The organism is Mucilaginibacter sp., from assembly GCF_964263795.1.
GTDB lineage: Bacteria > Bacteroidota > Bacteroidia > Sphingobacteriales > Sphingobacteriaceae > Mucilaginibacter.
Map to the genome: position 1 here is coordinate 17,729 of NZ_CAXVWK010000042.1, position 20,311 is coordinate 38,039.

Genomic DNA, 20,311 nt, shown 5'->3' on the forward strand with positions numbered 1-20,311 from the left:
AAAACTGACAGTTTAGTTCTTAACCATCATGCCGGCAGAGCAGGTTTTGTGCTTTTGCCGGGAAGAGCGATCCACCGGTTACAGTTCCGGAGGAATTTTAAAACCATTAACCATTAGAATTATGATACAAGCGACGGCGACTCCTGTAGGTAATTTTTTATTACTGGAAATAGTTCATCCAGGACAAAAAGAACTAATTCGTAAACGAGTAACCAACGAAAGCGATGGCCTTCGAGTTATTTATTTAGTAAACCGCGGCTACATGCGCGAGAAGCTGCTTGCCTGGGTAAAGCAGCGCAAACATGCGGATAAGCGCATTACTATTCAGGCAGCACAGCTGCAGGCACTCATTCTTTACTACAATAAAAATATTCCCTTCAAAACCCTTTGCAAGATAGTGCACGCGCATAGAGCTTTTTTTGAGGCGATCGCACCGCCGGTGCATTCACAGTTCCACAAGTATTATCTAAATACAATAGTTCCCATCCTAAATGATGCGGAAGAAATGGCTGGTTGATCATGGATAACATCGCTTTCCTGGTCGTTCTCGAGGGCCTGCTTTACTATCGAACCTATTATAGAAACGTCCGCAATATTTACGGAGACGGCTTCAATGAAACGCTTGCCGGAAGTATGCTTAAAAGGGTGGAAAAGGACATAGACGACGCACTGGAGGAGATTGATCTCTGGGGATTCTATTAAAACATTGGGGCGGTAGTTCTTTATATCAGTGATGAATATGAACAACTGAATTGGGCCGGTTAGCCCCGCCGGAATTGACCGCGACAAGCTGGTAGATAAGTGGCAGAGTGATGCAGAGCCGGGCGGATGGGTGACCGCTCGGCTTGTTTTAACCCAAAAAGATGACAAGGCGGATGCTGTTTTTTATAAGGTTTAGGTTGACAGCATTAGGTGGAGGCCCGTCGGTTCGAGTCCGACCCTTGTCACAATGGTAATAATGCCAGGATTAAAATTACTGCTATGAATTTTTCTAAAGAAAAGGTTAAAGAGTTACAAAAGGAACTGCCTGCTGCATTTCCTGACTCGAGGTTTTATACTACAGCTCATCCTGATTTGGGAGTAGTAGGCTTTAAAATCGTTACGCCGGCTGTGACTACGATGCAGGTCACCAAGTTGGCCGAGTTGATAAAAGCAGAACAGGTAGAGGTCGAGCTGAAGCGATCAGCAAAAAACGTAACGATTAACATTTTAAAATAATTCGTCGATGACCTGGAAGGAAATTCTTTTGGCCATTCCTGGAGGAGTATTGCTTTTGGCAATTCTCCTCTGGCCAGACATCAGCAACCTGATGCATAAACGCCGGGTTGAAAGGCGCAATCGAAACTTTAAGAACTAATGGCCTTTGCATGTGAAGCACGCTTTTCGGCAAGATATCACCGCTTTAAGAGAGCAAATTAAATATATGCACCAACAGCTGGAGGTTTATTCAATTCTGCAAGAATGCTTCTTCGCCAATGATGAAGGCGAGTTGAGTAAAAAGTATTCAAAAAGAAAGTGTGAATTGAAAAGGCAGATCGAAATAAAATTAGAATTACTATTTAACCTTTTGGACTAATGGAACTAGGCGAAGTAATCGATATAGCAATGGAAAACGGAAAGATGCCGGCTTATCTGAATGATAAAGTGAGTGACGCTGTTGTGTTGGCAAGAATATTAGCAGGCGAAAAGTTTAACAACACAGGTGCCTTTTACCGCTTGCAGCTTGACAATCCATTGCAATACGATGCCGGTGGCCGTCAGCTGATATCCCTTAAAAATCCTGATCAGGTGTGGCCGATATATAAGTTCTATAAGCGCTGCATCATTCTACAAACGCCAAGCCTGGGCAGGATATGCATGGTGCTCGAAGAATGTAATTTTAATTTCCCGAACAAATGAATTACGAAACCGCATATAAACGCTTAGAAGAAGTGGTATCCCATTTACAAAAGGATCTTCTCAAATATGCTGAACGGGACGACTCTTCAGAACGATTTATAAACGCTCGTAATGAGGCCATTAATAAGATTATTGAATTTGCTGAGCAATCAGAAATTAGAATTTCTACGCTGGAAGAAGAATTACTCCAGTGGCAGTACAACTATATAAAGCTTCACGAAGACACCAGCAAGCTTGTTATGTTTTGCGCTCTTCACAACATCAATCCGAATATGGTTTTCCATTACCAGGTTGAAGAATTAAAAGCAATGGTGGCCGAGGGAATCAAAATCAAGCCACCAGTAATGGATTTGAACAAGCTGATGGTCGTCCCTCATGAAACGGATGGCTACGAACTTAAATATGCAAATGAGGAAGAAACGTTTACCGAAGACGCGAAAATTCGGGCTCTTGAAAATAAGTACCTAACACTTAAACAAATAGTTAAACCAAATTAATGGAGAAGATCGATCCAATAAAAATTAAGGCTTCGAAAGTTGCTAGCAAAAACCTTAAGCGTGCTATCTATGTCGCTGAGCAGGCGGAACGGGACAGTATAGATATCACTCTAGGCGATGGTGACTGGCAAAAGATAGCTAACGCACTTGCTACGATGGGCGAGCAAGCGCGTGATGTTTTTACGCGAATAAGCTGTTTCACTAACCCTGGTGGTGATCAGCGATCGCTGGAAGAAATCAATAATTTTTTTGATGAGTCACTAAAAACAACAAAACTTAAAACGCCGGCAAAATTCTTTGATGTGGCAAGCAATTATGGATTAGAGATCAAGCTGCCAAAATCCATCAAAGAAGCGAAGGAAAAAATTACTGCAGGTGATATCATCGGCGACGAAGAGCATACTGAAGAATTTTTAGACTACGGACTATGGGAGTCCGGCGGTGTCTACTGGAGCCTTGATTTGCGCTACACCAGGTACCAAATATCAAATTTTACTATGAAGATCCTTTGGCACGTCGAGACTAGCGAGGATGCCGCTTACAGGTTAATCGCCCTTAAAAATATTCATGGCCATACCGTTTCCATAAACATGAATACAGATGATCTGGTATCTGTCGGTGCATTTAAGAAAATCGTGGCCAGAAAGGGAAACTTTATTTTTAAGGGTACTGATTCCGATCTCGTCAAGCTTCAGGATAAATTATATCGAGATGAAAAAACCACGGTTCTGGTTAGGCAATTGGGCTGGAATAAACGGCCGCAATTTTATGCTTTTGCGAACGGCATCTATGATCTGGTATCGAAATCGTTTAAGCCTGTTGACGAATTAGGTATAGTTGAGCACGATACGAAACAAAAGGATGGTACATCAAAGTTGATGACCTACTTCATTCCTGCAAACTCTAAAATATTTGAGGATAAGGATGACCTTTTTACCAATGACAAAAAGTTCGTTTACATTGATAGCAAGCAACCATTTAAAGAGGTATCCTCTCAATTTGTTCTTGTTTACGGCAAGCAAGGCCAATTAATGCTTGCATACTACATGCTGGCCTTATTTTCCGATATCATATTTAAAGAATTAGCAAGGCGCTTCCCAATCTTCGCCGTTTATGGCAAGCGCGGTACCGGTAAGGGCACAATGATAGCCAGTGCTATGCGCTTCTTTGGTGAAGGGCAAGACCAGATCATGCTTGGCGGCGCCAGTACCACTGTTGGTATGATGCGTAAGTTTAGCCAATACAGTAATGCGCTTGTCTGGGTAGATGAGTATAAGAACAATCTGCCTACCAAAACGATCGAATCCATAAAAAATCTATACGACCGCATCGGCTACGAGCGTGGTAAGAAAGATAATACGTTCGAAACGGAAAGCACGCCGATCAGGTCCGCATGTGTGTTATCCGGGCAGGAAATGCCAACTATTGAACCGGCTTTATTTACCAGGGTAATATTGGCCAGCCTTACCGAAACCAAATACACCGAGGCGCAAAGAGCAGAATTCAAAAAGCTAATGGCAATGGAAGATGCCGGCTTAAGTTCTGTAACAGTCCACTTGCTGCAGCACCGCGAATGGATAGAAGCCAATTTCAAAGTAGTTTATGAGTCACAGCTAAAAAAATTAATTAAGGCCGTTGATAATCCGGAAGTGGAAGAGCGTATGTACTCCAACTACGCCGCCCTCGTAACCATCATGGAATTGTTATCAACTAAAGAGGAACTACCGGTGGAAATGGTCAGCTTCAGGGAGCTATGTAAAAGCAATTTGTTGGAGCAATTCTTTGTACTAAAAGGAAGTGACGATGCTTCCAAATTCTGGGATGTGGTGGAAATGCTGTTTAATCAGGGAATGATCACCGAGGATAAGCACTTCGCTCTCAAAAACGGATTCCTTTATATCCGTGTGCAAGATATTTTTCAATACTACTCTGAGGCGCTTATAAAGCGGAAAGACCCTAACGGGCTTGACAAACAAACCCTTTACAAATACCTGGAAAGCGATCCCAAAACATTCGTACAGCAAAAGAAAAAGTGGTTCGGAGGGGCGCAGCGCTGGTGTCACGTATTCATTTACGCAGAATTAGGAATAGATCTAATCCGTGCAGAGGACGAAGCTGCTTTACAACGCAGGTATAAGGAAATGAAAATTAAATATGTGGCCGACGATGAACAGGGCGAACAGCAGGAACTTGATTTAAATAACGATTAACCTAAGCAGATGGCAAAAATTTATATAATAATAGTTCTAATAACCCTTGTCGCATCATCAGGTTGTAAAAAGGAACGCGATCCAAAAGAGTATCTCGAAGATACTTACGTAACATTTAAACCTGGTAAAGAACGCCCGGGCGTTGAACCACCGCTAAAAATTATCGCTGTTAGTTCCCGAACACCCGATGAGATAAAATATTTCGCTGTGGATAATAACGGTAAAGATCTTAACGACCTGTCCGAATTTGAAATAATGCCCTGGCACAAGTAGCAAAACTTTAAAACTTAATATATATGAACACTATTCCCAAACGAAAAATTAATGCGGCCGCAAAGCAGCATGCGCTGTCTGTGCTAGGCAAGGAGCAATTTTCAAAAAACAAAGATGCGGTAAGGTCAATTACCGAAGATTTTAAATCAGCAAGCGAGTGGACAATGAAAACATTATTTGAATTGGGCGTAAGCTCAACTGATCAAGGGCATGACCTGATAGGCAAAGAGCGAATGACGGCTATTGTAAAAGGTTACGATGCTGATCACGACGACAAGCACGACGACGACCGCTTAGTAGTAATGGCTATACTATTAGCAGCTGAGGACACAGAGCTTGAACCCTTTGTAAAAGGCTTGCCGTGGCCACAAGATGGTTACCCGGATAAGCGTGGTAAACTTGATCAGGTTAGGCGCTTAACCATTGCTGGGCAATTTTTAGCAGCTGCTATTGATCAGGCCATCCGCAAGGCTTCGCCGGCAGAAAGTGAGGTGACCAATGTGTAAATCCTTACTACAGGTTACTGATCTAAAAACGGTCTATCAACTTCGTGAAATAGCAACGCCAATGATTATGATGGTAATTACAGTTAAGCCCGGCATTGACGATGGTTACATTACTGGAATATTATTTCACTTCGTTTCCCAAGGTAAAAAGTCTGTAGACTTTGTTAGTTACTCTTCTTTTGTTAACGCCGACAAAATTGATGGCACTATGAAATTAGGGGCTCTTATGGATATCGTTCAGGAATATTTCAAAGAAGACTTACAAGGCCAAGTTATAAGAGGCCATATCAAGGGCATCGATCTTCCAAGAGCAATAAGCTCCGATGATATTACCGATGCTATAAAAGAATTTATGCTAAAAAAAGAAAGCGAGGTGGTTAATGGCTAATGATAAAATGGATATCAATAAAATAGATGAGCAAGCACTTAAAATGTTTATGACACTTATGGGCTCTTTAGTTCCTGGCTTAGAAGTGACGATGATTATCAGTGATCACTCTACTAATAATTGCAATTACCGAATTGCTACTAATGTTGATCAGGTTCCCTTCGTAACTATGCTTGAGAGGATTGCAAGTAAAACAGCAAACCGTGCAAACGAAAAAGTTAGTCCGGAAATTGAAGTGCGAACAAAAGTTAGTTGCATACCAGTGAATGGCCAAGGCTTAGATATTAATGATATTAAAGTGATGTGTGTGTTTCCGCCTGGTGTAAAAGCAGCGATGTACGACGGTAGTGACAATCTTACATCGGATGGCTTAAAATTATCTACAACCATTCTTGCATCAGGTATAGCATCTAATATTCACTACGGTCATCAAAAACATGTTCTTGATAGTGCAAAACATCTTCGTTATGCTATTGAAGTGCTTGAGGATAGATTTGCAACAGTCGCCGAGATTCAAACTAATACAGATTGGAGAAAATTTTAATGATACGCCAATTTAACGTAGTTGTTACTCGCACAGATGAATATACAATTAAGATCGACGACGAACTATATAACCAGGAATGGATGGACGAATTTGGCAAGTATATGTGGAAGCTGGAGGGGATAGAAGATATCGCTCGAGCGATTGCCTGGCATCAGATGAAAAACGGTGATGATCGATTTTTAGAAGGGTTTGGAAATATTACTCGGGATGGCAGTTTGCCCTTTAGCATGAGCGATTTCGACAAAAACGGCAATTGGCTACCAGAGGAGGAACGAGACAAGCCGGCGCCGGGCCTTGATATTGATCCATTCAATGAAGATGATGAGTTTAATTTTGAAATTAAAGAAGAACCATACAATGACAAGTCTTGAAAAGTTTAAGTGGAAGCTAATCGCTTTCGTTTGCTGCGCAGTAATTGCCGGTGGTATTTTATGGTATTTAGAGCTATACCTTGCTGCAGTTATTGTAGAAGCTGTGTTTGCTCTGATCATGCTATGTGGCTACTTAATTGAAGAAGCAGTAGGGAAGGAGGACAGGAACGAATGGTAAAATATATCAAACTGGCAGACAATCTTTCAATTCCTGCTGAGGATTATGCCAACCAGGGTAATAGCTTTATCGGCATCCGCGGAAGCGGCAAGACTTACACCGGTACAAAAGCAGCTGAGCAACTATTATTAGCTGGCATCCCTATTATTGCGTTTGACCCATCAGGCGTTTGGAAGTCACTGAGGCATGGCATTGATGGTAAGCCGGGCTTTCCAGTAGTTGTCGCCGGTGGTGATGATCCCGACGTAGAGTTGACCGAAAAAAATGCAGTTGATATCGTTGCGATCGCACTGGAGCAGGGCGTTTCACTGATCATAGATTTACAGGGCCCTAACACGGCCAGTAAAGCTGCGTGGCAGCGGATCATGGCCAATTGCATTGTCTACCTGATGGAAAATAATAAGCAATACGGCCTGCGTCATGTTTTTATTGAAGAAGCTGCCGAATTTGTGCCGCAGCGGGTTTACCCGGGAGGTCAATTCCTTTACTCACAGATTGAGCGCATGGCCCGTATGGGGCGTAACTTTGCCCTGGGCTTTACGCTAATCAATCAGCGTGCTGAGGAAATTGCAAAAGCTGTATTTGAAATCTGTGAAATGGTGGTAATCCACCGCCAAACCGGTAAGAATTCCTTGAAGGCTATTAAGTCCTGGTTAGATCTTCGCGCCCAGAGCGACACCGGTATGCTTGATACGCTGCCTACGTTGAAAGATGGTGAAGCCTGGGTAGTTGATTTTAACCGGATAATTTTAGTGAAGATCTTACCGAAGCAAACTTTTCATCCTAATCCGAAAAGCAACAATGTAAAAGTAGCCGACCGCACACCGGTAGACGTTACTGCTTTCATTGACCGCTTTAAAACAGAACCGCCTATAATCAACCACAAAGATTCTCTGGAGGTTTTGCGAGCTGAAAATGCAGAGATGCGTAAAGCTTTGGCTAGTGCTAAGGTTGGCGATATAAAGTACAAGGAAATTTTACAGAAGATTGGATCAGCTGCCGGCAAAGCTGCTGAGGCGCTCGAGGAAATTACTAAGCTGTCATTCTTTAATGGCGTTGATACCAGGCCCTTGCAAATTGCCATGGACGTAGCTAATCCGCAAAGTGTAATTGTGAAGGATTCTAAAAGCAATAGGGTCATAAGCATTAAAAATGATACTCCTATCACAGCTGCACCAAATAGCGGCTTTAGGCGAATTTTAATCGCTGCCGCAATGAGATACCCAAATGTGGTATCAAAGCTTCGCATTGGGCTTTTATCGGGTCTGTCAAGTAAATCGGGCACTTTTAGCACTTACATTGCATCTTTAAAGAAGGACGGTCTAATCACAGTTGAACCAGGTGGAATTAAAGCTACTGAGTTAGCAGTGGAGCAGCTGGGGACTTACGAGCCATTGGCAACAAATCCTGATACCATTGTGCAGTACTGGAAAGGATTTATTGGTGCTGGTAGTGGGGCAGCCAGGATACTTCAGCACCTTGCTGATCATCATCCGGAGCAGGAAAGCAAATCCAATCTCGGCCATGCGATTGGCATGAGTCACACATCCGGTTCATTTAATACCTATCTATCTAAATTGAAGTCATTAGGCTTAATAAAAGCTGAGGGTCAAATGCTACGTGCAGCCGACGAATTATTTAACTAATGGTAATCACTTTTCTAACCGAGTCCAATAAAACTCAACTATTTTATAAAAAGGAAACTATGGAAAAAGGATGCAAATGCCCTTTCTGCGAAGCTTCGGTGGACTCGCATTCCCACAAGGACAAAATTGAGCCCAAACAAGGGGATTTATCTGTTTGCCTATACTGCTCAGCACTGAGCGTATTTGATGAACATATAAAACTTCGAAAACCTACCAGCGAAGAAATTACTTCTTTTAAGTCTGACGCAAATCTTTGGCGTGAAATAAAAAGCTATGTGGTAGCAACTACAATGGTTAACCAACCGCAATGATATGGGCAAGCAAGAAATATTATTCCCACTTCCGGAACCGCGTGTAATCAAAGAATTTGTACCGGCCGGCAAGATATTATCTGACGAACAAATTAAAGCTGATCAGCGCCGGTACCGGTGGCATAAAGCGCTGATCGGCGTCTTTCCTGTGGATGGTACCAACCGTTCTGTAGACGTAACACCTTACGCCTCGATAACCGAAATACCGAAGCCACACCGGTATTATGTACATCAACTTTTTAAAGCCGGCTACCGTATCCAATACGGATTAAACCTTCAATAAGTAAAAATTTCATTGCTGTTTCCCTTTCAAAAATTGCAATTGCTATTTTTGAACCATGCAATTGGCCAATTTTTCCCTTGATCTTGAGCTTTCAGATAACGACCATGACGTGATCACCATTGATGAGAGCGACATGCGGGTAATTGCTTTTAAGGAGATTAACCTGTATAGGAGAGATCCTGACGAAATTACTTTATACGGTAATAATGCAGGGCAACCGATTGCGTTCGAAAGTAGTAAATGGACGGAAGCTGATCTCGTATTATTTACCGCAGCAATTCACTGGTACGCAAGCGAAATACTTAATAACCCCATAATGGAAGTATCCATTGTCGACCCGAGACCACCATTTAAATTGCATATCGTTCGCTGATCAAAAGTCACGCAACTTCTTATCGACAGCTTTTTCCCTGTAGTAAGTAAGTACTCTGGCCGTAAAGCCCTCAACGTTTTTTTGCAGCTTGCAAATTTCCTGATTAGCCGCCTCGATACCTTCAAATGGATCACGCAGCTTTACACCTTGCAAATAGGTTATTAAGCTGTATTGAGCCTGGGAGAAAGTATTATAAAATTCGTCCGGACTATACCATTTTTTAAAGCCTGTATCAAACAGCCACTTCTTTTCCTTCCTTGCACGTTCTGCCAACTCGTAAACACCGTTCGACCCATTCACTGGAAACCCTCTCTTTAATATTCGTTAATGCGATGGTTTAGCTAAAAACATAATATTTAGCTAAAGTAGGCGCTTTTGTAATTCTTAAAAATCGGAATTTCCTATGTATAGTTTGGATAGTTTCTGTAAATATTAGAATAAATTATTAAAAATCAATCTATTAAACTATCCACAGCCGTGCTCATATCCCCCTCAAAACTATCCATTGCTATCCAACACTATCCAAGATCGTTGTTTTTCAATCTGGCTATGGATAATGCTGGATAGTATTTTAGCTAAAAACGGGCTATTTAACTAAATCATGACTTATATAAATGATTGATTTTAAACACTATCATCCATAATTATCCATACTATCCGGATTAGCCAGGCAAAAACATATATAACCGGTATTTAGCTAATTTTTACGTGTTCTGTCAAATTGTATAGCATTTTGTGTCGTTTGTGGGAAGTTGGTATACACTTATCTTTATTTCAGTATATTTAATCTCCCTAATTAATACATGATAATTGAAATTAAAATTGCCGTCCAGCCGGTAGTTAAAGCCTTTTTGAGCTATGGCCATTCAGTGGATCCGTTCGAGGTTTATCGTAATTCCCAATACGGAATATTTCTTTTTAATGCATTATCCAACCTGCGCCCGGTGGAAACCACACCAGCTGACCCCAAAAAATTAAAACTCTACCAGGAAGAGGAGGAAAAGTACAAGGAGAAGTACTCGGAAACTTTGAAACTGCAGATGACAGACCGGGTCTGGATCAGGCAGGGTCTGTACATTTCTAAGCAAAAGCAGATCGACTTTAACAACATGGTTCTCTATAACTTGGATGAGCACTTCTGCAACTTCATGAATGCCTGCTCGGGCCTTGGTGTTGGTAAGCAACAGGATCACTTTTTCAGGTTTCGTGAACGTTACCGGCTAAACGAGAATGTTTTTACGCTCAAATGCATGGAAAAAAAGTGGCAACGCCACAGAAGCCGCGTAACTGCCTGATGCACACCTCAAAAAAAGTTGTGACATTTCTGTCTGAAATATTTTTGGCACCAAAAAAGGCCATTGTCGTTTGCTTTTCTGAACATAATTCCAACATTTAGGACATGATCAGCAGCTTCCCCACATCTCCTTTACTGAATATGGCCGGCCAGGCTTCATTTGAATTTAGCCCCAACTATAATATACTTCAGCTGCCGACTGTCATCCGGAGAACGGTTACATTACCTATCCAGTTTAAACCTGGTACCAACTTTATGACCGGTGTCAGCAGCCTTGGCCAGCTTAATTTCGAAGAGGATTCTATCACTTCTGAAGGGGGTACCTATTATCCGTGGGTAATCAGTGGTTTTTATCCTGGTGATGGCGATGAGGTGGTTGATCTGTTTCAAGATATGGAGAAGGTGCTGCACATCGTGGCCACTAAAGATTTTACCAATAAGATTCGTTTGGTAGGCCTTAATGCACCGTTAACCTTTAACGCTAAATTCCAATCGGGCCTCGTTCCGGGAGAAGCCCGCGGGCACGCTTTCAGCTTCACCGGCGCAGGCCTCGAACGAGCGCCATACTACCAGGTGTAAAATCTGTCGTTTTTTATAGTGAGTGCTGTGGCTATCATTGCCGCATGAGTGATTTCAGACTTATATCTGCTTTATTACGGCATACATGGTTAATTGACCCGGCGTGGGCGGAAGAGAATCAACCTGCAGTTGCAAAACTGCTTAAAGGTAAATCAACCGGCTTTCAAACATCTGACCGCAGATCTCCAGAAGAACGCGTAGCAGTGCTTAACCGGATGGAAGGATCTATCCTTTTTGCACCAGGTTATTATTCAGGTTTTCAAAACGCTCCGGAAGGATCCATCGCTTATATTGATGTAACCGGCCCTATCTTGAAATACGGGTATTGCGGTAATGGGTCCTATGAACTTAACCAAATCGTGCGAGAAGCTTACGCAACCCCAAATATAAAAGCCTTATTTTTTGAGTACGATACACCTGGAGGCCAAGTTGACGGTATAGCCACTTTCGGGGATACGATCTTTAATTCGCCTAAGCCAAATCTCGGCTTTGTAAATGATGGAATGTGCTGCAGCGGGGGTATCTGGTTAGGTACTGCCAATCAGGAATTGTATGCGTCCCAAGATCTTGATACCATTGGCTCCATTGGTGTTTACCAATCCTGGTATGACCAGACGCAATACCTCAAAAATTTAGGTATAAAACGGATAGACCGTTATGCGCCGCAAAGCACCGAAAAAAATAAGGTGTCAAAAGATGCTGCTGCAGGTAATTACAAATTGCTCGATGAGGAGTTATTTGCAGTTGCTGAGAAATTCATCAATAAAATTCAGCTTCACCGGGGCGACCGCCTTAAAGGTTCTCATGAAGAATGGAATAAAGGTAAAGCCAGTTCCGCTTTATGGGCACAAAAAACCGGTTTGATCGACGGGATAATTACTCGCGAGAAAGCTTTAGAGCGCTTAGAGGCGCTTTGTGATGGGGAGCAAGATCTGCGCGCTTCATCATCACCAATTATTAAATCCATAGAATTTACACAATCAACAGATATGAAATTTCCAAAAGTGGCTTTGTTGGCCGGCAAGGCCGATCCAACTGAAGCAGAATTAAGCGCAGCCAACGCTGAGTTAGCAGAGGCTGGTATAACCGGCGTTGCGTTAATGCCGGAAACGGTAGTAAACGAGGCTGCTCGCGTTACCGGTGAATTAGCTACCGAAAGAGCTAACGTTACTAAGCTCCAGGGCGAGTTAAACGTAGCAAACAAAGCTAAAGGCGATTTAGAGACTGAAAAGGCTACTCTGATATCTGATAAATCAGATTTGGAGCAAAAAATCGCAAGCTTACCTGGCGGCATGAGTAAAAAAGTAGGAGAAACCGACCCGGATCCTGAAAAAACTGAAGCAGAAAAGCAAAAGGAAACAATTGCCGGCTTCTCTCACAATCAATACATCAATTCATTTTTAAACGGTAGATAATCACATGGCAAATCCAGTAATTAATATCGATGAGATTATTGCGGAATTCGGCGCGCAATACCGTGGAGGCGGCATCGGTGCACAAAATCTTCAAACAGCGATCTTTCAGCCGGAAGAGACCCGCGGTTTATTCATGCCCTGGCCAACCGAGGATACCGTAGCCTACAAAGCTACTGCAAGTATTACTCGCGTTCTTCAGGCTTTCCAGAAACAATTCACTCCAATAGGGACGGCCAAGTTTGAGCTGGAGAAAATCCCATTGGACAGAGTAAAAATTGACGAGTATATCGCGCCTGATGAGATCATGCCGTCATTTTTAGGTTTCCTTGCCGGCATGGGGCCGGTTGATCGTACCCAGTGGGGAATCGTTCGCTACATGATCGAGCAGCTGATTGTTAATCAGTATAAAGAAGATCTTGAGGTTGCGGAAATTTTCAAAGGCGTTACAGGCGCTGTTACTGATGGTACAGCTCAACTTACCGGTAAATCTATCAACGGTATTCGTAAAAAGATCCGCGATGGTAACACTGCCGGTAAAACTAAAAAAATCACAATGGGTACAGTTCCAACTGATCCCGTTGAATTTGTTGAGTACGTCGAAGACTTCATCAACTCAATTGATGAGAAATATCGCTTCCGTTTAAGCGGCTTGCAAATGAACAAAACCTTACGTACCCGCTTCAAAACAGGTATGCGCACCAAGTACAACATGAACTACAACCAGGTTGATAGTTTAGTGCACGTAATCGATGCAGAAAATGTTGAGGTCAATGGTTTGGCATCTATGGCTGGCAGCGACATGATCTTCACCACATTCAAACAAAACATGGCTGCGCCAGAGAAATGGGGCAACAACGCCGGTGTGTTTGATATGCAAAAGTTTGATCGCGGTGTTAAGCTTCTTTCTGACTGGTGGATAGGTGTTGGTTTCTGGTATCTGCCATGGGTATGGCACAATGACCAGGATTTAGCATAATCCATACTGATAATTAACTAAAGTCTTACGTCCCTGGAAACAGGGACATTTTTTCATAACAATGGACACTCCACAAAACAACACAGAGCTAACGCTCGAGCAAAAGGTTGCCAACCTTGAAAAAGAAAATGGCCAATTAAGAACCGCCAACCAAGAATTGGCAGCAGCGCACGAAGATTTACAAAAAACGTCTGCAGAAGAGATCGGCAACTTAAGCGAAGCTTTATCAAAAGCCCAAAAAGTAGCCGATGTTGCTGAACCGACCATAACCGTCGATAAAAAAGACTACCTGGTTATCGGTGGTAACTTCACTTACAGACGCAAAGGCACAACAGAACCTAAGGATTACACCTTGGAAGATCTGAAGGCGGATAAATCCCTGCAGGCCGAACTTGTTAAGATCGGCGCCGGCTTCCTGGTATTAAAAAAATAACAGGATCGAAGACTGTCAAAACCTAATTAATTAAATATCAAGATTAAATTTTCATTATCATGAAACTTAAAAATTTCTTATTCCTGGGCGCTTGCATCGCGATGGCGATGTTCGCGGCCGCTTTTACCTATAATGTCGCGTCGACATTCTGCGAAATGAACCCGACAGCAGCTCTCATCCCTGCAGGCGCTGCAGGTGTTTTCGTTTTATCTGCCGGCTACGCTGATCAGTGGCTTCCCCAGGGAGCACTATTCTTTGCTATGAACGTGAAGAATATTAAGACAAACGCTAATCCAAAGAACATAGCCGGCCTTCAAGGTACGCACTTCTACGCTTTAGAAGAAGATATCGCTACATGGCCGGCAGCGCTGACACCGGATTTCGCGACAGCCACAACTCCTGAAGAATTGGTCACTATCCCGGATGATGATCCATTTGTAATGAAAACCGGCAAGTTCTTTCACAAATTTCCTTGTGTATTAGAAGAAGGCCAGGTTAAATCGACAATGGTTGGCCCGACAGGTTCCCGCGCGTTTGAAAATATGGCGGCGTTTTCTAACCCTGGCAATATTTTAGCCCTACAAGGTCACATTGCTTTCATTGGCAACAAAAAAGTGATCATCGTAGCAAACGAGCAAAACGGCACGCTGCGCGTAGTTGGTACACAGGAATTCCCTGCGCAGGTTGATAGCTACGAAGCCGCTAACGGCCCTAAAACGGGTGATGGTAACAATCAGAAACATGGATTCAAGGCTTACTCGCCGGTTCCATGCCCGACGTATCTGGCGGCGATACCGCTTGATGCTACTGACGTATAATTAATTTAAAACCCCTGAAATATGGGGTTTTAATATTCTATAACCATAATCCCTATTAAAGTGGAAAAATCAGAAAGAAAAGAGCCGGAACTTAAAAAAGAAGTTGCGGACAAGTACGAATTAAAAGGCGTAACTGCAGGCCTACACCACGTCCCAAAATTTGGTGAAATCAATTTCAGCGAATTGGATCTTGCTGCAGCAGATAAATTAAAAAAAAGAGGGCTGCCTTACTTGGTAGAAAAGGAGATTGCACCAGTACCGGACAAAGCTGATAGCCCTAAGAAAGCATTGCCTGCTAACGCGACTCAAGCTAATTAGCAGGTCGATCTTAACCATATCAAAATAATAAAGCCATCCATATCGGATGGCTTTTTTTGTTATGTTTGCATTGCTCCCGAATTCTTGAACACACCGCCCAACCAGTATAACGGTAAGGGGCGCACGGCTATTAAACCCCTACGTGTAGGGGCCAAAACCGTGGACGGGTGTGTTCATTCGGGAGCAGCCCTTACCGTTTTTTATGGATCTTACTGCAGAGCAAATTAAATTGGTTAACCTGGTCGAACGGTTTTATTCAAAACCGGCTGATGCTATTCTACCAGTGCTCTATTCTACCGGTGAGATCTTCTCAAGACTCCAATCGATTTACCCGTCTGATCAGTACAATCCGGAAGACGTATACATGGTCATGACGTATTTGCAATACGAAACTATGCCAAGTACTAATAACGCGATAAAATGGTTTGTGGTAGAGGTTTGTTAACCAATCTTTTGCGGGATACTGTGAATCACAGCTAACACAGGATCGGTAACTACTGTTATGTGTTGGAAGTAGGCGTTTCCCATAAAGTCTTTAAATGTTGCCTTTAAATAAATGCTATCATCATTTTCATTTGCCAATAATTCTTCCTCGGTAAATTCACCTATGAAATTAAAAATTGGGTGTATATCAATGTTTGCATCATACGGTTTGTTTGCTAAACCATTAAAGCTGTACTTTACCCTTTCTCTATGTTCAATGAGCAAACTGTAAGCTGGGTTTTTTCTAACTGTATATCTTATCCATCCATACTTAGGATTTAATTCGCGTCCAACTTCAAAATATAATTCAGGTTGAATCTCTTTTAAGAATCGAGCATAATCCCGGCTCAATGCATCTAACTGTGCTTTGTTAATTGCAGATTGTTCCTTGCTAAATTCGACTTGAGCATCGGTCGCTATTGCTTGAAGTCTGGTAGCCTTTGATTGTAATCTCAATGTCCAAAATAATCCTAGGGCAGCAAATACAGCAGCGCCTGCTTGAATCCATGCTGGCCAATCAATTGAATCACTCTGTGTTATGTTAAAAATGGGTTGCATGCCCAAAGCTAATAATTGTAGGTAAAATCGCATGTCGTTTTTTTGGCAATTGCTCTGGTGCACTTTTGATACATGGCAATTGCAACTATCACAAATTGGCTTAAATCGGTAAATAAGAACTACGCTGCCGGCAATGAGCTATACCAGCAATATGGGACTAACGCATCTTTAAAGGTGCTGTTAAACCGCGGCAACTCTGATTATCACTTTAACCGGTTAGTAGATGCCCTGGAGGCCTTAAACGAAAACGCTGTTGAAGCTATCCAAACGGCGAAGCCCTCGGCAATCCCTTCATTGGCTAGCATGCCGGTGAGATCTGTTAGTCATTCCTTAACTGATACGGAATGGGCTAAGGCTCCAGACGGTATAAAAGACCTTTATACCGAAAACAAAAAGCTTGATGGGCGCGCAGATCTGCTTCACCACAAGATTGTAATTGCCGAGTCAGCGCCTGCCAGATTGGAAATGGCGCTGCAGCTGCTTGATGATCGTGATCAAACAAATCGAAATTGGGATACCATCAAAGATTTTCACGCTACAGGTAAACTGGCTGAAGAGGTGAAAGCTGCAGCAGAGCCGGCGATTGATGAAATGGTTGTCCCAGAATTAATGAAGCTCAGCAAAAACCTGCCGACTTATATTTCCAAGGATAGCAAGAAATTAAAAAGCATGGGCGACGGCCCACGCAAAAATAAGGTTATGCAGCGGCTTCAGGCTAATGAAATCAAGCTTAAACTAGTTTTAGAAAGGTTGGCCAGTGCTGTTTAATTCCGTAGATATCACGCCGGCCATACGCACTCCTAACCTTGAAAGGCTTGCTAAAGGCGTCGAATTTAGCACTTCAGGCTCATTTTGTAGCGGAAATACACTTAGTGTCATCCAAAGCGCGATCGGTGCTCTAAGGCCGGGAAAAGCGGTCTGGTTTATGACTGACGGGGCATGGAGCAACTATGATTTACTTGAATATATTCTAGTTATAACGGGAGCGGCCGAGGTATCATTCACCACCTGGGCAATAAGTGAAGTGGCTATTAACAGGTTCTTGACCTGGAAAGCCGCCGGCATGATCACCGAACTCAATGCAGTAATAGATGTTGGGCTACGCAATCGTAAACCTGCAGTATTTCAGCAGGCGGTTGCAGCTTTCCCAAACCTGTCAATAGGCCACATCCATGCTAAAGCTACCGTAGTGATCAGCGGTACCCACCACATTACGCTTATTGGTTCCGCTAACTACACCAAAAACCCGCGTAAAGAGGTAGGTGCTATATTTTGGGATGAATCAATTGCCCTGGCTAACGCCGGCTGGATTAAGGAGGAAGTTTATGGCCATAACTAACGAGCAGCTTGTCGAAATAGAAAGCTTCGCCGGCCCTGGTTACATGAGCAAGGCCGATATCACCATCATCTGCTCTCTGGATGAACAATCAGCCAAGAATTTAAGCGACCCAAAGACAGATGAGGGCAAGGCCTTTCTGAAAGGGCGCCTTAAGCGTAAAGCCGAATTTAACATGAGCGTTTGCAGGCTCAGTGATCAGCTGTCCTCACCGGCACAGGCGATAGAGCTAAAGCTATCAAAAGATATTTTCCTAAACGATAAGAAGCAATGAACCTGATCGACAAAGACACAAATAAGGATGCGATCATCGCTTACCTGAAGTCCCCAGAGACAGGGATTGATCATTTTACAGCCAAGCAAAAGCAGTTACTCGACTATTATGTGGACGCTTACACGCTGATTAGAAATTATAGTTCTATACCGGATACAATTAATGTATTGATCAAACTATCAATCCATCGCGGTGAACGAATAAGTACTTCAACGGCGAGGCGATATATCCATGATGCTCAGGACGTTTTTGGTTATTCATCTAAAACTAAACCTGAAGCGATACAGCACCTGGCCATGGAAATTATCCGTGATGCGATCGGCATGGCACGCGACCAAAATAATCCGGACGTGATGATCAAAGGTGCTAAGGAGCTGATGGCCATTGGCGGTAAAGAGATCGAGCAGCCGTTCAATCCGGAAATGCTCGAGCAACACATTATTGAAATTGGCCTGGATAAGCCGGCTACCGACACACTGCAGCTTATAACTACCAAAGGCGTTGTGGATCTGGACACCTTAATGGGTAATGCAATGAATTCAATGGCCGTTGACGCGGAGATAATTAACGATGATCAGCACACGGACAGATAGGCCACGGAAGCAGATCAGGCGCAACCTCATGCAAATGGCGGTCCGCATGGCCCGGCAACCGGTTAAAGTTGTCGAGGGCGGCCGTGGCGTTGGTAAATCAACAGTACTGGCTGATGAAATGGTCGACGTGGTACATGACATGCCCAGATCTACCAACTTTATTCAGGGCGCTACTTTCCAACAGATCTTAACAAGGACGCTGCCTTCAACGATTCAATCGTTAAGCATGCTCGGCTACGTAAAGGATCTTCATTATTTTGTCGGCCGTAAACCACCGAAAGGGTGGAGGTGGCCTGAGGCCTATGAGCCACCTTTGGATTATGCCAGATCTATTTACTGGTATAATGGCGCAACCTACCTGTTATTAAGCCAGGACACAAACTCTAGGGGCTTGAACACTGCATCCGGCATGGCCGATGAGTTTGCATTACTTGACCCGGAGAAATTTCAGGCGGAAACCCTGGCCACCATACGTGGTCAGAAAGCCAGGTTTGAGAATTGCAGGCGATATCGCAATCAAACTTATACATCGTCAATCCCGCGTACTCAAATCGGCAAATTCATGTACAAGTACCAGGAAGAAGCGATGCTCAATCCGGATAAGATCTTGTACCTGCGTGCGAGCTCGCACATCAATGCCGACAACCTGCCTAACGGTTGGTTTGAAGATCAGAAGCGTATAATGACGCCATACGAATATGCAATTGAGATCGACAACATTCGACCAAAAGCATTAAAAGGCGGTTTCTACCCCATTTTTAATGAGAAGATTCATACTTATACTGCGTATAACAATGATTATTTGGCCGGCCTCGTTGACTCTAAAGGCTATGATATCGCTTCGTTCAATCATTTGGATTGCCGGCAGGATGGTGACCATTACCCGCATGCCGAACTTGATATTGCTTTGGATTACGGTAAATTCAACTGTATAGTCACCGGACAGGAATCACTCGGTGTCTTTCGCTATATCAGCGCATTTAGTGTAGAATCACCAAAGCTTACCGTTGACCTGGTTAACCAATGGTGCGACTACTACCAGTACCACAACAACAAGGTTGTGAACTACTATTATGATCAAACCGCTACGGGCCGTGATGGTCGTGCGCCTAAAACATATGAGGAACTCGTAGTAGATACGCTGGTAGCCCGCGGCTGGACTGTTAACAGGCAGTACTATGGCGGTGCGCCTACGCATGTTGACAAATACAACTTCTGGGGTATCGCCATGCGTAACAATGATCCATCGCTTCCCATTTTTCTATGGAACCGCTTTAATTGCAAATATCTTATTGAATCAATCAACAATGCCGAAGCCAAAGAAGGTAAAAAAGGGATTGAAAAGGTTAAGACTGGTGAGCGTAAGGACTCACTGGATCAGCGGTACACTACCCACTTCTCCGATGCAGGGGATATGCTTGCTTACTTCAAGTACGCAAGTCAACTCTCGTCCTTAGGCCTATGGCTTCCTGCAGGTGTATACAATCTAACTAAATAAGGCTGCGTTCCGCGTGGTTGTAAGGGGCACGCCCGTGTTCAAAGGCTGGCTTGCGCCGTGTTTGAAGGGGCACGCCGTTTCATATTTCGGGATTTTTGCAACGTGCAATTGCCTTTTTTCGACAGGGCTCTGCGGGGTGCTCCTGCAAGGATTTGACAAAATTTGAAGAGCGAATTTTATTCAAATCGCTATCTATCAAATTATTGCAAATAGTTTTTCCAAGATTTTTGAAAAAAGTGCTTTTATTAAAAAAA

The 20,311-nt window shown here is 43.2% G+C and carries 31 protein-coding genes; 29 read left to right on the forward strand and 2 right to left on the reverse strand.

Annotation, left to right across the window (positions count from 1 at the left end):
- The first annotated feature begins 28 nt into the window (after nucleotides 1–28).
- The 16 genes from ACE5CV_RS07725 (at nucleotide 29) to ACE5CV_RS07800 (ending at nucleotide 9,482) form a co-directional block, all read left to right on the forward strand.
- The gene (locus ACE5CV_RS07725; RefSeq protein ID WP_374949589.1) at nucleotides 29–517 is read left to right on the forward strand and encodes a hypothetical protein; all 489 of its coding nucleotides are present in this window, start codon (nucleotides 29–31) and stop codon (nucleotides 515–517) included.
- Nucleotides 518–519: 2 nt separating this feature from the next.
- Complete coding sequence (locus tag ACE5CV_RS07730) at nucleotides 520–702, forward strand: hypothetical protein (RefSeq protein WP_374949590.1); 183 nt, start codon at nucleotides 520–522, stop codon at nucleotides 700–702.
- Nucleotides 703–981: 279 nt separating this feature from the next.
- A complete protein-coding gene (locus tag ACE5CV_RS07735) occupies nucleotides 982–1,218 on the forward strand; it encodes a hypothetical protein (RefSeq protein ID WP_374949591.1) in 237 nt (78 codons plus the stop codon).
- A gap of 357 nt (nucleotides 1,219–1,575) precedes the next feature.
- On the forward strand, nucleotides 1,576–1,899 hold the full coding sequence (locus ACE5CV_RS07740) for a hypothetical protein (protein WP_374949592.1): 324 nt from the start codon (nucleotides 1,576–1,578) through the stop codon (nucleotides 1,897–1,899).
- Nucleotides 1,896–2,396 carry a hypothetical protein gene (locus ACE5CV_RS07745; protein ID WP_374949593.1) on the forward strand — a complete coding sequence of 167 codons (501 nt, stop codon included), beginning with the start codon at nucleotides 1,896–1,898 and terminating at the stop codon, nucleotides 2,394–2,396. The genes ACE5CV_RS07740 and ACE5CV_RS07745 overlap by 4 nt, the downstream gene beginning before the upstream one ends.
- The gene (locus tag ACE5CV_RS07750; RefSeq protein ID WP_374949594.1) at nucleotides 2,396–4,606 is read left to right on the forward strand and encodes a DUF927 domain-containing protein; all 2,211 of its coding nucleotides are present in this window, start codon (nucleotides 2,396–2,398) and stop codon (nucleotides 4,604–4,606) included. The genes ACE5CV_RS07745 and ACE5CV_RS07750 overlap by 1 nt, the downstream gene beginning before the upstream one ends.
- A gap of 9 nt (nucleotides 4,607–4,615) precedes the next feature.
- Complete coding sequence (locus tag ACE5CV_RS07755; RefSeq protein ID WP_374949595.1) at nucleotides 4,616–4,879, forward strand: hypothetical protein; 264 nt, start codon at nucleotides 4,616–4,618, stop codon at nucleotides 4,877–4,879.
- Between the two features lie 23 nt (nucleotides 4,880–4,902).
- The gene (locus tag ACE5CV_RS07760) at nucleotides 4,903–5,385 is read left to right on the forward strand and encodes a hypothetical protein (RefSeq protein ID WP_374949596.1); all 483 of its coding nucleotides are present in this window, start codon (nucleotides 4,903–4,905) and stop codon (nucleotides 5,383–5,385) included.
- Nucleotides 5,386–5,452: 67 nt separating this feature from the next.
- A complete protein-coding gene (locus tag ACE5CV_RS07765) occupies nucleotides 5,453–5,773 on the forward strand; it encodes a hypothetical protein (RefSeq protein ID WP_374949597.1) in 321 nt (106 codons plus the stop codon).
- Nucleotides 5,766–6,317 carry a hypothetical protein gene (locus tag ACE5CV_RS07770; protein WP_374949598.1) on the forward strand — a complete coding sequence of 184 codons (552 nt, stop codon included), beginning with the start codon at nucleotides 5,766–5,768 and terminating at the stop codon, nucleotides 6,315–6,317. The genes ACE5CV_RS07765 and ACE5CV_RS07770 overlap by 8 nt, the downstream gene beginning before the upstream one ends.
- Nucleotides 6,302–6,691, forward strand: coding sequence for a hypothetical protein (locus ACE5CV_RS07775; RefSeq protein WP_374949599.1), 390 nt, complete (start codon nucleotides 6,302–6,304; stop codon nucleotides 6,689–6,691). Before ACE5CV_RS07770 ends, ACE5CV_RS07775 begins: the two co-directional genes overlap by 16 nt.
- Nucleotides 6,678–6,869: a hypothetical protein gene (locus ACE5CV_RS07780; protein WP_374949600.1), complete on the forward strand. Its 192-nt coding sequence runs from the start codon at nucleotides 6,678–6,680 to the stop codon at nucleotides 6,867–6,869. The genes ACE5CV_RS07775 and ACE5CV_RS07780 overlap by 14 nt, the downstream gene beginning before the upstream one ends.
- Entirely contained in the window at nucleotides 6,863–8,515 is a 1,653-nt protein-coding gene (locus ACE5CV_RS07785; protein ID WP_374949601.1) for a hypothetical protein, read from the forward strand. The genes ACE5CV_RS07780 and ACE5CV_RS07785 overlap by 7 nt, the downstream gene beginning before the upstream one ends.
- Before the next feature lie 59 nt (nucleotides 8,516–8,574).
- Nucleotides 8,575–8,826, forward strand: a complete 252-nt coding sequence (locus ACE5CV_RS07790; protein WP_374949602.1) for a hypothetical protein — start codon at nucleotides 8,575–8,577, stop codon at nucleotides 8,824–8,826.
- A 1-nt stretch (nucleotide 8,827) separates the two neighbouring features.
- The gene (locus ACE5CV_RS07795) at nucleotides 8,828–9,109 is read left to right on the forward strand and encodes a hypothetical protein (RefSeq protein ID WP_374949603.1); all 282 of its coding nucleotides are present in this window, start codon (nucleotides 8,828–8,830) and stop codon (nucleotides 9,107–9,109) included.
- A gap of 55 nt (nucleotides 9,110–9,164) precedes the next feature.
- Nucleotides 9,165–9,482 carry a hypothetical protein gene (locus ACE5CV_RS07800; RefSeq protein WP_374949604.1) on the forward strand — a complete coding sequence of 106 codons (318 nt, stop codon included), beginning with the start codon at nucleotides 9,165–9,167 and terminating at the stop codon, nucleotides 9,480–9,482.
- Here ACE5CV_RS07800 and ACE5CV_RS07805 read toward each other — a convergent pair whose 3' ends face one another.
- The gene (locus ACE5CV_RS07805) at nucleotides 9,483–9,782 is read right to left on the reverse strand and encodes a hypothetical protein (protein WP_374949605.1); all 300 of its coding nucleotides are present in this window, start codon (nucleotides 9,780–9,782) and stop codon (nucleotides 9,483–9,485) included.
- A gap of 503 nt (nucleotides 9,783–10,285) precedes the next feature.
- Here ACE5CV_RS07805 and ACE5CV_RS07810 point away from each other — a divergent pair.
- The 8 genes from ACE5CV_RS07810 (at nucleotide 10,286) to ACE5CV_RS07845 (ending at nucleotide 15,760) form a co-directional block, all read left to right on the forward strand.
- The gene (locus tag ACE5CV_RS07810) at nucleotides 10,286–10,777 is read left to right on the forward strand and encodes a hypothetical protein (RefSeq protein WP_374949606.1); all 492 of its coding nucleotides are present in this window, start codon (nucleotides 10,286–10,288) and stop codon (nucleotides 10,775–10,777) included.
- A 104-nt stretch (nucleotides 10,778–10,881) separates the two neighbouring features.
- Nucleotides 10,882–11,355, forward strand: coding sequence for a hypothetical protein (locus ACE5CV_RS07815; protein ID WP_374949607.1), 474 nt, complete (start codon nucleotides 10,882–10,884; stop codon nucleotides 11,353–11,355).
- Nucleotides 11,356–11,399: 44 nt separating this feature from the next.
- Nucleotides 11,400–12,770, forward strand: coding sequence for a S49 family peptidase (locus ACE5CV_RS07820; RefSeq protein WP_374949608.1), 1,371 nt, complete (start codon nucleotides 11,400–11,402; stop codon nucleotides 12,768–12,770).
- A 4-nt stretch (nucleotides 12,771–12,774) separates the two neighbouring features.
- Nucleotides 12,775–13,746: a hypothetical protein gene (locus ACE5CV_RS07825; RefSeq protein WP_374949609.1), complete on the forward strand. Its 972-nt coding sequence runs from the start codon at nucleotides 12,775–12,777 to the stop codon at nucleotides 13,744–13,746.
- Between the two features lie 61 nt (nucleotides 13,747–13,807).
- Nucleotides 13,808–14,179: a hypothetical protein gene (locus ACE5CV_RS07830; RefSeq protein WP_374949610.1), complete on the forward strand. Its 372-nt coding sequence runs from the start codon at nucleotides 13,808–13,810 to the stop codon at nucleotides 14,177–14,179.
- Between the two features lie 59 nt (nucleotides 14,180–14,238).
- Nucleotides 14,239–14,997 carry a hypothetical protein gene (locus tag ACE5CV_RS07835; protein WP_374949611.1) on the forward strand — a complete coding sequence of 253 codons (759 nt, stop codon included), beginning with the start codon at nucleotides 14,239–14,241 and terminating at the stop codon, nucleotides 14,995–14,997.
- A gap of 60 nt (nucleotides 14,998–15,057) precedes the next feature.
- Nucleotides 15,058–15,315, forward strand: coding sequence for a hypothetical protein (locus tag ACE5CV_RS07840; RefSeq protein WP_374949612.1), 258 nt, complete (start codon nucleotides 15,058–15,060; stop codon nucleotides 15,313–15,315).
- A 202-nt stretch (nucleotides 15,316–15,517) separates the two neighbouring features.
- Entirely contained in the window at nucleotides 15,518–15,760 is a 243-nt protein-coding gene (locus ACE5CV_RS07845) for a hypothetical protein (RefSeq protein ID WP_374949613.1), read from the forward strand.
- Here the strand turns inward: ACE5CV_RS07845 and ACE5CV_RS07850 are convergent.
- Complete coding sequence (locus ACE5CV_RS07850; RefSeq protein ID WP_374949614.1) at nucleotides 15,757–16,389, reverse strand: hypothetical protein; 633 nt, start codon at nucleotides 16,387–16,389, stop codon at nucleotides 15,757–15,759. The two genes, ACE5CV_RS07845 and ACE5CV_RS07850, sit on opposite strands and share 4 nt — an antisense overlap.
- 39 nt (nucleotides 16,390–16,428) lie before the next feature.
- On the opposite strand from ACE5CV_RS07850, the gene ACE5CV_RS07855 reads away from it, so the two are divergent.
- The 5 genes from ACE5CV_RS07855 (at nucleotide 16,429) to ACE5CV_RS07875 (ending at nucleotide 20,057) form a co-directional block, all read left to right on the forward strand.
- Entirely contained in the window at nucleotides 16,429–17,124 is a 696-nt protein-coding gene (locus ACE5CV_RS07855; protein ID WP_374949615.1) for a hypothetical protein, read from the forward strand.
- Between the two features lie 157 nt (nucleotides 17,125–17,281).
- Nucleotides 17,282–17,695, forward strand: coding sequence for a hypothetical protein (locus ACE5CV_RS07860; protein ID WP_374949616.1), 414 nt, complete (start codon nucleotides 17,282–17,284; stop codon nucleotides 17,693–17,695).
- Nucleotides 17,682–17,966 carry a hypothetical protein gene (locus ACE5CV_RS07865; protein WP_374949617.1) on the forward strand — a complete coding sequence of 95 codons (285 nt, stop codon included), beginning with the start codon at nucleotides 17,682–17,684 and terminating at the stop codon, nucleotides 17,964–17,966. Before ACE5CV_RS07860 ends, ACE5CV_RS07865 begins: the two co-directional genes overlap by 14 nt.
- Nucleotides 17,963–18,559: a hypothetical protein gene (locus tag ACE5CV_RS07870; protein WP_374949618.1), complete on the forward strand. Its 597-nt coding sequence runs from the start codon at nucleotides 17,963–17,965 to the stop codon at nucleotides 18,557–18,559. Before ACE5CV_RS07865 ends, ACE5CV_RS07870 begins: the two co-directional genes overlap by 4 nt.
- Nucleotides 18,537–20,057 carry a hypothetical protein gene (locus tag ACE5CV_RS07875; RefSeq protein WP_374949619.1) on the forward strand — a complete coding sequence of 507 codons (1,521 nt, stop codon included), beginning with the start codon at nucleotides 18,537–18,539 and terminating at the stop codon, nucleotides 20,055–20,057. The genes ACE5CV_RS07870 and ACE5CV_RS07875 overlap by 23 nt, the downstream gene beginning before the upstream one ends.
- Nucleotides 20,058–20,311: the final 254 nt, after the last annotated feature.

Bases quoted from the DNA above. Each gene is read 5' to 3' on its own strand.
- ACE5CV_RS07725 (WP_374949589.1), top strand. From the start codon at position 29: ATGCCGGCAGAGCAGGTTTTGTGCTTTTGCCGGGAAGAGCGATCCACC.
- ACE5CV_RS07730 (WP_374949590.1), top strand. From the start codon at position 520: ATGGATAACATCGCTTTCCTGGTCGTTCTCGAGGGCCTGCTTTACTAT.
- ACE5CV_RS07735 (WP_374949591.1), top strand. From the start codon at position 982: ATGAATTTTTCTAAAGAAAAGGTTAAAGAGTTACAAAAGGAACTGCCT.
- ACE5CV_RS07740 (WP_374949592.1), top strand. From the start codon at position 1,576: ATGGAACTAGGCGAAGTAATCGATATAGCAATGGAAAACGGAAAGATG.
- ACE5CV_RS07745 (WP_374949593.1), top strand. From the start codon at position 1,896: ATGAATTACGAAACCGCATATAAACGCTTAGAAGAAGTGGTATCCCAT.
- ACE5CV_RS07750 (WP_374949594.1), top strand. From the start codon at position 2,396: ATGGAGAAGATCGATCCAATAAAAATTAAGGCTTCGAAAGTTGCTAGC.
- ACE5CV_RS07755 (WP_374949595.1), top strand. From the start codon at position 4,616: ATGGCAAAAATTTATATAATAATAGTTCTAATAACCCTTGTCGCATCA.
- ACE5CV_RS07760 (WP_374949596.1), top strand. From the start codon at position 4,903: ATGAACACTATTCCCAAACGAAAAATTAATGCGGCCGCAAAGCAGCAT.
- ACE5CV_RS07765 (WP_374949597.1), top strand. From the start codon at position 5,453: ATGATGGTAATTACAGTTAAGCCCGGCATTGACGATGGTTACATTACT.
- ACE5CV_RS07770 (WP_374949598.1), top strand. From the start codon at position 5,766: ATGGCTAATGATAAAATGGATATCAATAAAATAGATGAGCAAGCACTT.
- ACE5CV_RS07780 (WP_374949600.1), top strand. From the start codon at position 6,678: ATGACAAGTCTTGAAAAGTTTAAGTGGAAGCTAATCGCTTTCGTTTGC.
- ACE5CV_RS07785 (WP_374949601.1), top strand. From the start codon at position 6,863: ATGGTAAAATATATCAAACTGGCAGACAATCTTTCAATTCCTGCTGAG.
- ACE5CV_RS07790 (WP_374949602.1), top strand. From the start codon at position 8,575: ATGGAAAAAGGATGCAAATGCCCTTTCTGCGAAGCTTCGGTGGACTCG.
- ACE5CV_RS07795 (WP_374949603.1), top strand. From the start codon at position 8,828: ATGGGCAAGCAAGAAATATTATTCCCACTTCCGGAACCGCGTGTAATC.
- ACE5CV_RS07800 (WP_374949604.1), top strand. From the start codon at position 9,165: ATGCAATTGGCCAATTTTTCCCTTGATCTTGAGCTTTCAGATAACGAC.
- ACE5CV_RS07810 (WP_374949606.1), top strand. From the start codon at position 10,286: ATGATAATTGAAATTAAAATTGCCGTCCAGCCGGTAGTTAAAGCCTTT.
- ACE5CV_RS07815 (WP_374949607.1), top strand. From the start codon at position 10,882: ATGATCAGCAGCTTCCCCACATCTCCTTTACTGAATATGGCCGGCCAG.
- ACE5CV_RS07820 (WP_374949608.1), top strand. From the start codon at position 11,400: ATGAGTGATTTCAGACTTATATCTGCTTTATTACGGCATACATGGTTA.
- ACE5CV_RS07825 (WP_374949609.1), top strand. From the start codon at position 12,775: ATGGCAAATCCAGTAATTAATATCGATGAGATTATTGCGGAATTCGGC.
- ACE5CV_RS07830 (WP_374949610.1), top strand. From the start codon at position 13,808: ATGGACACTCCACAAAACAACACAGAGCTAACGCTCGAGCAAAAGGTT.
- ACE5CV_RS07835 (WP_374949611.1), top strand. From the start codon at position 14,239: ATGAAACTTAAAAATTTCTTATTCCTGGGCGCTTGCATCGCGATGGCG.
- ACE5CV_RS07845 (WP_374949613.1), top strand. From the start codon at position 15,518: ATGGATCTTACTGCAGAGCAAATTAAATTGGTTAACCTGGTCGAACGG.
- ACE5CV_RS07850 (WP_374949614.1), bottom strand. From the start codon at position 16,389: ATGCGATTTTACCTACAATTATTAGCTTTGGGCATGCAACCCATTTTT.
- ACE5CV_RS07855 (WP_374949615.1), top strand. From the start codon at position 16,429: ATGGCAATTGCAACTATCACAAATTGGCTTAAATCGGTAAATAAGAAC.
- ACE5CV_RS07860 (WP_374949616.1), top strand. From the start codon at position 17,282: ATGACTGACGGGGCATGGAGCAACTATGATTTACTTGAATATATTCTA.
- ACE5CV_RS07865 (WP_374949617.1), top strand. From the start codon at position 17,682: ATGGCCATAACTAACGAGCAGCTTGTCGAAATAGAAAGCTTCGCCGGC.
- ACE5CV_RS07870 (WP_374949618.1), top strand. From the start codon at position 17,963: ATGAACCTGATCGACAAAGACACAAATAAGGATGCGATCATCGCTTAC.
- ACE5CV_RS07875 (WP_374949619.1), top strand. From the start codon at position 18,537: ATGATCAGCACACGGACAGATAGGCCACGGAAGCAGATCAGGCGCAAC.